The 12,319-nt window shown below is 71.7% G+C and carries 12 protein-coding genes; 9 read left to right on the top strand and 3 right to left on the bottom strand.

Features of this window, described 5'->3' with window-relative positions:
- Positions 1 to 43: 43 nt before the first annotated feature.
- Both V5O40_RS09040 and V5O40_RS09035 read left to right on the top strand, forming a co-directional pair.
- Positions 44 to 1,075, top strand: coding sequence for a ferrochelatase (locus V5O40_RS09040; RefSeq protein WP_332905054.1), 1,032 nt, complete (start codon positions 44 to 46; stop codon positions 1,073 to 1,075).
- Positions 1,024 to 1,893 (top strand): HAD-IIA family hydrolase, encoded by an 870-nt coding sequence (locus V5O40_RS09035; RefSeq protein WP_332905053.1) that lies wholly within the window; start codon positions 1,024 to 1,026, stop codon positions 1,891 to 1,893. The genes V5O40_RS09040 and V5O40_RS09035 overlap by 52 nt, the downstream gene beginning before the upstream one ends.
- Before the next feature lie 28 nt (positions 1,894 to 1,921).
- On the opposite strand, the gene V5O40_RS09030 is transcribed toward V5O40_RS09035, so the two are convergent.
- On the bottom strand, positions 1,922 to 2,698 hold the full coding sequence (locus V5O40_RS09030; RefSeq protein WP_332905052.1) for an alpha/beta fold hydrolase: 777 nt from the start codon (positions 2,696 to 2,698) through the stop codon (positions 1,922 to 1,924).
- A 28-nt stretch (positions 2,699 to 2,726) separates the two neighbouring features.
- Between V5O40_RS09030 and V5O40_RS09025 the strand changes: the two genes are divergently transcribed.
- Positions 2,727 to 3,332 carry a TetR/AcrR family transcriptional regulator gene (locus tag V5O40_RS09025; RefSeq protein WP_332905051.1) on the top strand — a complete coding sequence of 202 codons (606 nt, stop codon included), beginning with the start codon at positions 2,727 to 2,729 and terminating at the stop codon, positions 3,330 to 3,332.
- A 217-nt stretch (positions 3,333 to 3,549) separates the two neighbouring features.
- On the opposite strand, the gene V5O40_RS09020 is transcribed toward V5O40_RS09025, so the two are convergent.
- Positions 3,550 to 4,344, bottom strand: a complete 795-nt coding sequence (locus V5O40_RS09020) for a hypothetical protein (protein WP_269742469.1) — start codon at positions 4,342 to 4,344, stop codon at positions 3,550 to 3,552.
- A gap of 204 nt (positions 4,345 to 4,548) precedes the next feature.
- Between V5O40_RS09020 and V5O40_RS09015 the strand changes: the two genes are divergently transcribed.
- Together V5O40_RS09015 and V5O40_RS09010 are read left to right on the top strand one after the other, a co-directional pair.
- Complete coding sequence (locus V5O40_RS09015) at positions 4,549 to 5,361, top strand: DUF3097 domain-containing protein (protein ID WP_332905050.1); 813 nt, start codon at positions 4,549 to 4,551, stop codon at positions 5,359 to 5,361.
- Between the two features lie 74 nt (positions 5,362 to 5,435).
- On the top strand, positions 5,436 to 6,740 hold the full coding sequence (locus V5O40_RS09010; RefSeq protein WP_332905049.1) for an AI-2E family transporter: 1,305 nt from the start codon (positions 5,436 to 5,438) through the stop codon (positions 6,738 to 6,740).
- 105 nt (positions 6,741 to 6,845) lie between these two features.
- Here V5O40_RS09010 and V5O40_RS09005 read toward each other — a convergent pair whose 3' ends face one another.
- Complete coding sequence (locus V5O40_RS09005; protein ID WP_332905048.1) at positions 6,846 to 8,165, bottom strand: serine hydrolase domain-containing protein; 1,320 nt, start codon at positions 8,163 to 8,165, stop codon at positions 6,846 to 6,848.
- Between the two features lie 82 nt (positions 8,166 to 8,247).
- Between V5O40_RS09005 and V5O40_RS09000 the strand changes: the two genes are divergently transcribed.
- The 4 genes from V5O40_RS09000 to V5O40_RS08985 all read left to right on the top strand — a co-directional run bounded on the left by V5O40_RS09000 (position 8,248) and on the right by V5O40_RS08985 (position 12,267).
- The gene (locus V5O40_RS09000) at positions 8,248 to 8,718 is read left to right on the top strand and encodes an NfeD family protein (protein WP_332905047.1); all 471 of its coding nucleotides are present in this window, start codon (positions 8,248 to 8,250) and stop codon (positions 8,716 to 8,718) included.
- Positions 8,719 to 8,722: 4 nt separating this feature from the next.
- Entirely contained in the window at positions 8,723 to 9,832 is a 1,110-nt protein-coding gene (locus V5O40_RS08995; RefSeq protein WP_269742464.1) for an SPFH domain-containing protein, read from the top strand.
- Positions 9,833 to 10,187: 355 nt separating this feature from the next.
- On the top strand, positions 10,188 to 10,997 hold the full coding sequence (locus tag V5O40_RS08990) for a hypothetical protein (RefSeq protein ID WP_332905046.1): 810 nt from the start codon (positions 10,188 to 10,190) through the stop codon (positions 10,995 to 10,997).
- A 274-nt stretch (positions 10,998 to 11,271) separates the two neighbouring features.
- Positions 11,272 to 12,267 (top strand): hypothetical protein, encoded by a 996-nt coding sequence (locus V5O40_RS08985; protein ID WP_332905045.1) that lies wholly within the window; start codon positions 11,272 to 11,274, stop codon positions 12,265 to 12,267.
- Positions 12,268 to 12,319: the final 52 nt, after the last annotated feature.

Below are 12,319 nucleotides of genomic sequence, written 5' to 3'. Positions count from 1 at the left end.
GGGCGTTGCCGGGACGCCGCAGGCCACCGGCAAGAATGGGACCATGGCGTACGACGCGGTGGTGCTGGTGTCCTTCGGTGGCCCGGAGGGGCCCGACGACGTGCTGCCGTTCCTGCGGAACGTGACCCGGGGGCGGGGCGTACCGCCGGAGCGGCTGGCCGAGGTCGCCGAGCACTACCAGCACTTCGGTGGGGTCTCCCCGATCAACCAGCAGTGCCGGGAGCTGTTGGCGGCGGTCCGCGCCGACTTCGCCGCCAACGGGCTCGACCTGCCGGTCTACTGGGGCAACCGGAACTGGGACCCGATGCTCGCCGACACGGTGGCCCAGATGCGCGACGACGGCGTACAGCGGGCACTGGCGTTCGTCACCAGCGCCTTCGGTGGGTACTCCTCGTGCCGGCAGTACCAGGAGGACATCACCGCCGCGCGGGCGGCGGTCGGCCCGGACGCACCGGTGATCGAGAAGCTGCGCCAGTTCTGGGACCACCCCGGCTTCGTCGAGCCGCACGCCGACGCGGTGCGCGCCGCGTTGGCCCAGCTCGATCCGGCGCGGCGGGACAGCACCCGGCTCGTGTTCACCGCGCACTCGGTGCCGATCTCGGCGGCCGACAGCGCCGGTCCGCACGGCGGCCGGTACACCGCCCAACTCGCCGAGACGGCCCGGCTGGTGCACGCGGCGGCGGCCCCGGACCTGCCGTACGACCTGGTCTGGCAGAGCCGTTCCGGCCCGCCCCACGTGCCGTGGCTGGAGCCGGACATCAACGACCACCTGGAATCGCTCGCCGAGCAGGGCGTGACCGGCGTGGTGGTCAGCCCGATCGGCTTCGTCTCCGACCACCTCGAGGTGGTGTGGGACCTCGACACCGAGGCGTTGGACACGGCCAAGCGGCTCGGTGTGGACTTCGTCCGCGCCGGCACCCCGGGCACCGACCCGCGCTACGTGACCATGGTGCGGGAGCTGGTGCGGGAACGCATCGACCCGGACGGGGCGCAGTCGCGCCGTCGCCTGGGCGAGCTGCCGATGTGGGACACCTGTCCCACGGTCTGCTGCGTCCCGGCTCGCCGTCCGTCCTGACCACCGTGGCGCACCCGACGACACCCCTGGGGATGATCATGCAGGACCGTAAGCCCGTCGAGAGCTGGCTCACCGACATGGACGGGGTGCTGGTGCACGAGGGCCAGCCGGTGCCGGGCGCGCCGGAGTTCGTCAAGCGGCTGCGTACCTCCGGCAAGCCCTTCCTGGTGCTGACGAACAACTCCATCTACACGCCGCGCGATCTCCAGGCCCGGTTGGCCCGGATGGGCCTGGACGTGCCGGAGTCGGCGATCTGGTCGTCCGCCCTGGCCACCGCCCAGTTCCTGGCCGACCAACGGCCGGGCGGTACGGCGTACGTCATCGGTGAGGCCGGGCTGACCACCGCCCTGCACGCGGTGGGTTACGTGCTCAGCGACTTCGCCCCCGACTACGTGGTGCTGGGGGAGACCCGCACCTACAGCTTCGAGGCGATCACCAAGGCGGTTCGGCTGATCAACGACGGGGCCCGGTTCATCTGCACCAACCCCGACGCCACCGGGCCGTCGGTGGAGGGTGCCCTGCCGGCGGCCGGCTCGGTGGCCGCGATGATCTCCAAGGCCACCGGTGTCGAGCCGTACTTCGTCGGCAAGCCCAATCCGATGATGATGCGGTCGGCGCTGAACACGATAAACGCGCACTCGGAGAGCACCGCGATGATCGGCGACCGGATGGACACCGACATCCTCTGCGGCCTGGAAGCCGGGCTGGAGACCATCCTGGTGCTGACCGGGATCAGCTCCCGGGCGGAGGCGGAACGCTACCCGTACCGCCCCTCCCGCATCGTCAACTCGGTCGCCGACCTGATCGACGAGGTCTGATCCGGCACCTCGTCGGGGTCGCGTCCGATCAGTGCCGTGCCGCGTCGCGGAGCAGGAACTCGGTGAGCACCGGAGCGAGGGTCGTCGCCGGCACGCCGTGCCACTCGCCGGGCAGGCCGCGCCGCTCGGCGGCGGGCAGCAGACCGGCGGTGGTGGCGGCCATCCCGGTCAGGTCGTCGCTGCTGCCGGCGCTGTGCAGGACGAGCGTCGGAGTACGTACGCGGGCGAGCACGGTCGGTCCGGTGGCCGCACTGAGCAGACTGTCGTAGGCCAGGGTGTGTGCCACCGAGACCATGGCGTTCCAGTGTGGTGTGTCGCGCATCCCGCTGATCATGTGCTCGGGTACGCCGATCTCGGTCAGGAAGTACGTCACCGCCTCGGCGCCGGTCAGTCGGCTCAGGTGCGCGGTGAAGGCCCGTTGGCCGGCTTCGTCACCGTCGCTGTCCAGCGGTGGTTCCAGCAGGACCAGCCGTCGTACGTCGAGGCCGGCGGCGGCCGCGTGCAACGCGAGCAGGCAACCCGAGGAGTACCCGTACAACGCGGCGGACCCGCCGGCCTCGGCGATCAGCGCGGCGAGGTCCTCGACCTCGCGCTCGGGTGCGTAGGGCGGGGTGTCGCCGCTGTCCCCGCGCCCGCGCCGGTCGTAGCGGTAGACGGTGAAGTCAGGCGTGAGCAGGTCGGCGAGTTCGCCGAGCGGGCTGTTGGCACGGAAGTGCCCGGCGGCGTCGATGAGGATCAGCGCCGGTCCGGCGCCGTCGCGTTGGTACCCGATGCGGGTGCCGTCCTGGGACGTGACCACTGACATGAACTGAACCGTACAGTACAGTTCGGGGATGCGAAAGGACGTCAACCGGCGCGGGATCCTCGACGCGGCCCTGATCGAGTTCCTCGAACACGGCTACCTGGCCGCCGGGATGGACCGGATCGCCGCCCGCGCCGGTGTCTCCAAGGTGACCGTGTACGCCCACTTCACCGACAAGCACGGCCTTTTCGAAGCGGTGTTCACCGGCGCGATCGCCGAGGCCGAGCGGGCCGGCTCGGCGTACGTCGAGGCCCTGGCCGACACCGACGACCTCCCGGGTGACCTGCGGGCCTTCGCCCGCGAACACGTCACCACGGTCACCGCGCCGCACCTGCTCCAGCTGCGTCGGATGCTGATCGGGGAGGCAGGCCGTTTCCCCGAGCTGGCCCGCGCGTGGCACCACGCCGCACCGGAACGCGGCCACGCCACCCTCGCCAGGGCCATCACCCGCCTCGCCGAGCGGGGCCTGCTACGGGTGTCGGACCCGCTGCTCGCCGCGCAGTACCTGAACTATCTGATCCTGTCGATCCCGCTAAACGAGGCGATGTTCGCCGTCCGTCAGTCGTTCCCCGAGGCCGACCTGCGCCGCTGGGCCGACGAGGCGGTCCGCATCTTCCTCGCCGCCCACACCCCCTGACCGGCACCGTTTCTCCGCGCTCTCCGCGCTCTCCGCGCTCTCCGCGCTCTCCGCGCTCTCCGCGGATCTTGCACTTTTGGTCGGGGCATAAGCTGACAAAAGCCACAGAACGGCGACCGAAAGTGCAAGATCGCCGGAGCCGGAGCCGGAGCCGGAGCCGGAGCCGGAGCCGGAGCCGGAGCCGGGGCCGGGGCCGGGGCCGGGGTGGGGGTGGGGGTTAGGGGCGGAGGGGGGCGTTGCAGGCGGCGACGAGGGCCTGGCGGCAGGCGGCGGTGAGCGGGCGCAGGGCGGCGTCGCGCTGCTGGGCCTCGTAGTTGTTGACCGCGCCGCCGGGGGCCGCATGCCCGGCCAGGGCGAGCACCCGGTCGAGCACCGCGGCGCGGGCGAACAGCCGGCGCGAGCGCGGGTCGAACCCGGGTGGCAGGTCGGTGGTGCCGTCGGGGCGGCGCAACGCCTCCAGGGCGCCGGCCAGCTCCGGCCGCCACTGCGCCACGTCGAGGCGGGTGAGCGCGGCGGTGGTGTCGGCCAGTGCGGCGGCCAGCTCCGCCTCCGCCTCGGCGGCACCGGGCAGGGTGAGGCTGGCGGCGGGCGCGTCCGCCGGCAGCGGGTGCACCCGCCAGAGCACCGTCTCGAAGGTGTCGCCGGAACCGGAGGTGTGCACGCGTACCTCGGGGATCAGCCCAAGCGCGCCGGCGATCACGGCCTCGCCGGCGAGCAGTGCGGCACCGGCGAAGTCACCCGGGCCGGGCAGGCCACGCGGGTCGCCCGGCGCCGGCAGCACCAGCCGGATCTCGTCCGGCGAGAGCTTGGCCAGGGTGGGCAGCGCTTCCCGCAGCGGTACGTCGGTCCAGGTGCCGGGCGCGTCGGCGACCAGGTGCTCCTCGGTGCCGGCGACCGCGTCGGCGACCTCGTCGAAGGGCACCAGCCCGGCGCGCCACGCGCGCACCCAGGCGACGAACCGGCTCGACCGGCGCGGCGCCAGGATGGCCGCACCCGCAGCGGGGGTGGACATGCCGAAAGAGTACGTGGTGACGCCCGTCCGTGTCTCGACTGCCGCGCCGCCGCCTCCCCGTCGCGCCGATCATGCAGTTGTGGCGCGCGATTGATTGTTCTTCACGGCTTTTGTCACGTGCCACACCTGCATGATCGCGTACGTCGGCCGGGGGTGGGGTGTGTCGGGGTTGGGGGGTGGTGGCGGCGGGACTAGCGTGGCGGGATGGGGCGGCGCTACGGCGAGGACGTGTTGGCGGGGGACTGGCGGCGGCGGAGGGTGACCCCGGAGGTCGACGCCGAACCGGACCTCGTGGTCGAGGACGCCGAGTCCGGCTTCTGCGGCGCGGTCGTCGGCTTCGAGGCCGGCGCGGTCGTGCTGGAGGACCGGCACGGTAGGCGGCGCAACTTCCCGCTGCTGCCGGCGGCGTTCCTGCTCGACGGCCGCCCGGTCACCCTGCGCCGTCCCACCCGGCCGGCGGTGCCGGCGGCCCGGCGGCGCACCGCCTCGGGCTCGGTGGCGGTGGACGGGGTGCGTGCCCGGGTCGCCCGGGCCAGTCGGATCTGGGTCGAGGGCGTGCACGACGCCGCTCTCGTCGAGCGGATCTGGGGCGACGATCTGCGCATCGAGGGCGTGGTGGTGCAACCGCTGTCCGGCATCGACGCCCTCGACGCCGAGGTACGCGACTTCGGCCCCGGCCCGGGCCGCCGGCTCGGCGTGCTGGTGGACCACCTCGTACCCGGCTCCAAGGAGAGCCGCATCGTGGCCCGGGTCAACTCGCCGCACGTCCTGGTCACCGGTCACCCCTACGTCGACGTGTGGCAGGCGGTGAAACCCGCCGCACTGGGCATTGCGGCGTGGCCGGTGGTGCCGCCGGGACGGCCGTGGAAGGAAGGTGTCTGCGCCGCGCTCGGGGTCGCCGAACCGGCCGACATGTGGCGACACATCCTGTCCAGGGTGAACAACTTCGCCGACGTGGAGACTCCGCTGATCAACGCGATGGAGCGACTGATCGACTTCGTGACCGAACCGGACTGACCGCCGGCCCCACCGGCGCGGTCGTCGACCGTTACCGTGAACGGCCTGATCCCTACCACCCCGGGGGTGTCCACGTGAGCCGGACAGAGCAGCTGCGGCAGCGGTTGCGTCAGGCGTACGCGACGGGACGCGAGTCGGTGCGTACGGCTCGGGAGCGGGAGAACGCCCGACGCGCCGAGCGGGACCGGTTCCTCGCCGAACCGGTGCCGCCGACCGACGACGCTGCCGTCTCCACGGCGAGCCGGGACGACGCGGACGTGCCGAGAGGGCTGCGGATCGCCGCCGCCTGGTCGTGGCGGCTCATCGTCATCGGGATCGTCGGCTGGGGACTGCTGCGCGTCCTCGGCGCCATCCGCGTCGTCATCGTGCCGTTGCTCGTGGCGTTGCTGCTCGCCGCCCTGCTGGCGCCCGCCGTCGGCTGGCTGCTGCGCGCCCGGTTCCCGCGTACGCTCGCCACGGCCGTGGTGCTCATCGGCGGGCTGGCCGCGGTGGTCGGCACGTTGACGCTCGTGGTCAACGAGTTCATCGCCGGTCTGCCCGAGCTGAGTTCCAGCGCCGCGGCCGGCATCGGCCAGATCCAGGACTGGCTGCGCGACGGACCGCTGAACCTCTCCGACACCCAGCTCGACAGGTACGTCGAGTCCGGCCAGAACTGGATCAACGAGAATTCGCAGGCGTTGACCAGCAACGCGATCTCGACCGCCGGCACTGTGGTCGAGGTGTTCACCGGGGCGCTGCTGGTGCTCTTCGCCACGTTCTTCTTTCTGCGGGACGGCGACCGGATCTGGCGCTTCCTGGTCGGGATGTTCCCGGTCGCCGCCCGCTGGCGGGTCGACGACGCCGGGCGTGCCTCCTGGCTGACCCTGGTCGCCTACGTGCGCGCCACGGTGCTCGTGGCGTTCATCGACGCGGTGGGTATCGGCATCGCGCTGGTGCTGTTCGACGTGCCGTTCGCCTTTCCGCTGACGGCGCTGGTGTTCCTCGGCGCGTTCATCCCGATCGTCGGCGCGACGTTGTCCGGCGCGGTCGCGGTGCTGGTGGCCCTGGTCGACGCTGGCTGGGTCACCGCGTTGATCATTCTCGGTGCGGTCGTCGTGGTGCAGCAGGTGGAGGGCAACGTCCTGCAACCGTGGATCATGGGCCGGGCGGTGGCGCTGCACCCGTTGCCCGTGGTGCTGGCGGTGACCGCCGGAGTGGTGCTGGAGGGCATCGTCGGCGCGCTCGTCGCGGTACCGCTGATCGCGGTGCTCAACACCGCGGTGCGCCGGCTGTCCCGGCACCGGCCGGCGCCACCGACGCCGACGCCGTCGACCCCCGTGTCCCCGGCACCGACGCCACCGGCACCCGAGGCGGTGGTGGTCCGATCCACCCCGCCGTGACGGGTGTCGGCGGGACCGGTCGCCGGTCGGGCCAGCCGGTCGGGCCAGCCGGTCGGGCCACGCCGGTCGGGCGAGCGGCGTCCCGGTTCGGCGGGGGCGGACTGGTCAGGGCTCGTCGTCTGGGTCGCGGGTGAAGACGAAGGTGGCGATGTCGATCGCGACCGGACGGCCCCTCTCGTCCCGCAGCACCGCCAGCACCTCGCCGTTCTCGACGCCGCTGACGCCGCGCCACCGGTCGGTGTCCTCCGGGGCGTAACGGCTGACCCGGTCGCCGCGCACCGTGCCGACCAGTTCGCCGGTCGCCCGGTCCCAGCTGACGTCGAGCGCCGTACCCATCCACCACCAGCGGCCGCACAGCAGGGCCAGGTCCGCCGGTGCCGGTGCCTCGGCCGGCGACCACGGCTGGGCGGGAGCCGGCTCGGCGTCGAGCACCAGGGTGAGGATCTCGTGGCCGAGCGGCCCGATCCCGCCGGTACGGAGCCCGTACGAGTTGGCGAAGCCGACGACGCCGGTGCGGCTGGGGCGGTGCACGGCCAGCGTGGCGACGTAGCCGGGCATCGAACCGCCGTGCCCGACGTGGACCCGGTCGCCGTCGCGGGTGAGCTGGATGCCGAGGCCGTACCCGCCGCGCCAGGCGTCCAGGTCGCTGAGGATCACCGGAACGCACATCTCCTCGACGGTGGCGGGGCTGAGGACGGCTGGATCCGGGTCGGCCAGGAAAGCCGCCCAGCGGGCGAGATCGGTGACGGTGGACCAGAGTTGACCGGCCGGCGCCATCGCCCGGCTGTCGGTTCGCGGCTCCTCCCGCAGCGTGTCGTGCCAGGGGTGCCGCACGTAGCCGCGGGCGAACGGTTCGGTGGCCGCGTAGGTGGTGCGGCGCAGTCCGAGCGGCTCCAGGATCCGCTGGCGCACCAGCTGCGACCAGGGCGTCCCGGTGGTCCGCTCCAGCACCCCGCCGAGCAGTCCGAACGCCAGGTTGGAGTAGTGCCAGAACCGGTACGGCGGGTACGCGACCTTCGCGGCGGTGAACCCGGTCAGCAGGGTGGTCAGGTCGACGCCCTCGTTGCGTTCCCACCACGGGCCGTCGGGTTCGCGTTGCAGGCCGCCGGCATGGCCGAGCAACTGCCGCAGGGTGACCTGCCCGGCCGCGGCGGCCTCGGGCAGGTGCCGACGCAGCGGGTCGTCGAGTGCCAGCCGGCCGGCGTCGCGTTCCTGCATGACCAGGACGGCGGTCATCGTCTTGGTGATCGATCCGATGCGGTACTGGAGATCGGCGTCGGGGGGCGGCTGGGTGCCGGCGGCGGCCAGGTGGGCCAGCGCACCGTCGCGGACCACGCCGAGGATCAGCGATGGGGCGTGGCCGGCTTGCTGGGCGTCGGCCACCAGAGCGTCGACCTGCCGGGCGGTTTCGGGACGCAGGGGCACGAAGTCTCCCTCGAGGTCGGTGGGGTCGCCCTGAGATCATGACAGTTCGATGACACGTGCACGGACATGTCACGATCGTTACGTGGATGCCGTGGTGTGGATCGTGCTGGGTGTGGTGCTGGCGGTCGCTGAGATCTTCACCGCGACCCTGTTCCTGATCATGTTCGCGGTCGGCGCGTTCGCCGCCGCCGGTGCCGCCGCGCTCGGCGCACCGGTGGCCGTGCAGGCGGTGGTCTTCGCGGTGGTCTCCGCGCTCACCGTCTTCGCCGCGCGGCCGGTCATCCAACGACACAAACAGACCAGCTCCGACAGCGGCGACACCACCTTCGGGGTCGAGGCGATCGAGGGCTCCACCGCCCTGGTGCTTGAGCAGGTGGACGCCGACCGGGGCATGGTGAAGATCGACGGCGAGGTGTGGAGCGCCCGCGCCTACGACGCCACCCAGGTTTTGGCACCCGGCGAGCGGGTGCAGGTTATCCAGGTCAAGGGAGCGGTAGCCCTGGTCTGGCGGGACGTCACCACTCCCGGTGAGCTACCCGAAGCGGAAAGGTGAACGGATGGAGTTCGTAGTTCCCGCCCTATTGATAGCAGTGGCGCTGATCGCGGTGGTCACCCTGGCCAAGTCGGTGCGGATCGTGCCGCAGCAGCGTCAGGACGTCGTCGAGCGGCTCGGCCGCTACAAGCGCACGCTGAACCCTGGCCTGAACATCCTCGTGCCGTTCATCGACGCGGTGCGCACCAAGGTCGACATGCGTGAGCAGGTGGTCAGCTTCCCGCCGCAGCCGGTGATCACCTCGGACAACCTGGTCGTGTCGATCGACACCGTCCTCTACTTCAAGGTGGTGGACTCCGTCCGGGCCACCTACGAGATCTCCAACTTCCTCCAGGCGATCGAGCAGCTGACCGTCACCACGCTGCGGAACGTCATCGGCTCGCTGGACCTGGAGCGGGCGCTGACCAGCCGGGAGGAGATCAACCGGCACCTCTCCGGCGTGCTGGACGAGACCACCGGCCGCTGGGGCATCAAGGTGACCCGGGTGGAGATCAAGGCGATCGAGCCGCCGCCGAGCATCCGCGACTCGATGGAGAAGCAGATGCGCGCCGAGCGGGACCGCCGGGCCGCGATCCTGAACGCCGAGGGGCACAAGCAGTCGCAGATCCTGTCCGCCGAGGGTGAGAAGCAGGCGGCGGTGCTGCGCGCCGACGGTGACCGGCAGGCCCGGATCCTGCAGGCCGAGGGTCAGGCCAAGGCGATCCGGACCGTGTTCGACGCCATCCACCAGGCCAACCCGAGCCAGAAGGTGCTCGCGTACCAGTACCTCCAGGCACTGCCGCAGATCGCCAACGGCACGGCCAACAAGGTGTGGATCGTGCCGACCGAGCTGACCAAGGCCCTGGAGGGTATGGGCGGCGCTCTCGGCGGTCTGGGCCAGATGGTCGGTGACGCGCCGAGCAAGGAGGCCTCCGACGACGCCAGCGCGGTCGAGCGGGAGGCGGCGGAGGCCGCGCAGGCCGCCGCCGCGGCGGCCCAGGAGATCCACGACGAGGTACGCGTGGCCGAGGCGCAGGCCACCGGCGGCAACAGCCCGCAGGGGCTGCCCGCGCCGGAGCCGGTCTCACCGACGAGCCTGCTCAACGACTCCTCGGAACAGCGCGAGCGCGGCTGACCCGATCCGCTACCGGCCCGAACCGCTTCGGCGGTCCGGGCCGGTTCGGCGTGCTGACCCGGTTCGCCCACCTCCGCCTCCGCGAGCCGCGTCGGGTTGCCGTATCTTGCGGTCTCCGCGGGGCTGGTGGGCGCGGGATGCCGCAACTCGGGTACCACGACGGCAGGCACCGGCGGGGCGTAACCGGTGGTCTCGCGCGGCGGCGGGGCCGGTGGGCTCGGACGTGGCGGCAAATGCGAGAAAGTCTCATGAAGCGCCCCGGCGCCTGCCACCATCGGTCCTAGCGCGGTTGGTGACCAGGCATCGGGGCGCCTCGGCGTGCCCCGGCACCAGTCGCGGGTGAGCGAGGTGACGCATGGAGCCGGTACGGCGGCTGTGGTCCACGCCGGAGGTGCCCGGGGCGCACGACCCGAAGGGACCGATCGGCACCCGACGTACCGGCGGGGGGTTCGGCGTCCTGCCCTTCGTCGACGAACCGGGGCCACCCCGGGCGGCCACCAACGCCAGCTGGGCCTGGTCGCTGCGGCGGCTGGCCCGGGCCGCGGTCTGGCTGCTGCCGGCGTACGCGATCCTCTACGGCGCGGTGGCGATGGCCAGCGACGGCGGGGTGGGCAACGACCCGTATCCGGCCGACGGCCGGGCGTTGTACCTGATCGGCTGGGTGGCCGCCGTCTGGCTGGGCCTGCTGGCCCTGCTCGGGCTGACCGGGCTGCTCGCCGCCACCCGCAGCCGGCACGCCGCCGTGGCCGGCCTGCTGGTCAGCATCGCCGGTACGGTGCTCATGCTGCCCTTCGCCGGGCTGTCCGAGCAGACTCCGGTCTTCGGCACCACCGCCCGATCGCTGGTGCTGGTCGGTGCCACCTGCTACAGCGCCGGCTGGTTGCTCACCGGGTGGGCGGTGGCCCGTTCGGGGATGTTCAGCATCGGGGACGGGGCGATGCTGATGATCGCCAGCCCGCTGCTCGGTCTCGGCGGCGCGTTGATCGGCTCGTTGCAGACCTTCGGGGCGATCTTCGTGCTGATCTCCGGTATCGGCATCTGCTACCGGTCGGGCCGTCTGCTGCCCCGGGAGATCCTCCGGGACGCGACAAGCGCCAGCGTCGCCACCGCCGGTCCGGCCGCGCCGATGGGCCCCGGTGGCGCGGGCCCACTCGGCACGGTCTGATCGATCGCTAAAACGATATTGGAATCTGGTCTATTGACGGGTGAATTGGCAAGCCCGAAGGCTGTCAGATTCTGGACTCGTCGCTGCGCCGCCGGATGCTTATCGCGCCGTTCTTTCCGCGCGGGTAGAAGTTCGGTGCGCGCACCGCACCGGGGGCCGGGAGCTGCGGGGCCGTTCGGACAATCTAGGCGGACATTCTGGCGAGGTGTTTTCGCTCATCATCGTGCCACCATGGGTGCTCATTCCCCGTCAGTGAGATATTCATGGAGCCCTGGTGCCTGCGCTGTCCCGACTGACCGTGCTCTTGTGTGACTCCGTTCCTGCCGTCAGTCAGCTCTATGAGGAGTTGACCCGCAGCTCGCTCGTGGAGCGGGTGGTCGTGCAGGAAAATCTCGACGAGGCGGAACGCGCCGCCGCGGAGACCGCCTTCGACGTGGTGATCGTCGATCCGCTCTCCACCGGGCTGACCCGCGCCGGCGATCTGGCACTCGGCTGGTCGGCCGCCGGCATCGCGGTTGTGCTCTACGTCGACCTGGCGGCGGTGGAGGAGCAGGCGTCGAGGTTCTACCGTGGCGCGCGGAGCGGGTTGAGGGAGATCTACACCCTCGACAAACGCACCCCGGCGCAGATGTTGACCGCGGAGACCGAGGCGATGTTGATCGCCTGTCGCGAGTTTCGGCTGCTGGCCTCCGGCCCGGCCCGCACGGGTCAGTTGTTCGACCAGGTCCGGGGCATCGCGGCCGAGACCGGTGACGACAAGCTGGAGCAGTTGGTGGAGGACGTCGGCGAGATTCGCGCCCTGGAGGTGGCGCGTTCGGAGCTGACGGGGTCCGCCTGCACGGCCCACAGCGTGTTCCTGTCGTACCGCTTCACCGAGGAGAACGGGTACGTGCGGGGGCTCTCCGGCCTACTGGAGGATCGGGGCTTCACGGTGGTCACCGGGCGGCGGGCCGACGGGTACGTCGGCACGGCGGTGCTCAACCGGATCCGCGACTGCGAGTACTTCGTGTCGCTGATGACGCGGGCCCGCCGGTTTGCCGGTGACGAGGAGAAGTACGCCACGAGCGCCTGGCTGATCGAGGAGAAGGGTGCCGCGCTCGCCTTCCGCAAGTACATGGTGCTGCTGGTGGAGGAGGGGGTCGACGACATCGGTGGCTTACAGGGCGACTGGCAGCGACACATGTTTACGCCGACCACATTCACCGCCGCCGCCCGGGACGCGGTGGCCCAACTGGTTGACCGTGGCGGCCGGGAAGAGGAGTCGAGGTGAGTACAGCTATCCCCCGTTCGGGCAGAAACTACTCCACTGATTGACGGACCTC

This window comes from Micromonospora palythoicola (genome assembly GCF_036689795.1).
In the GTDB taxonomy this organism is placed as follows: Bacteria; Actinomycetota; Actinomycetes; order Mycobacteriales; family Micromonosporaceae; genus Micromonospora; species Micromonospora palythoicola.
This window is presented reverse-complemented; position numbering and strand designations above follow the sequence as displayed.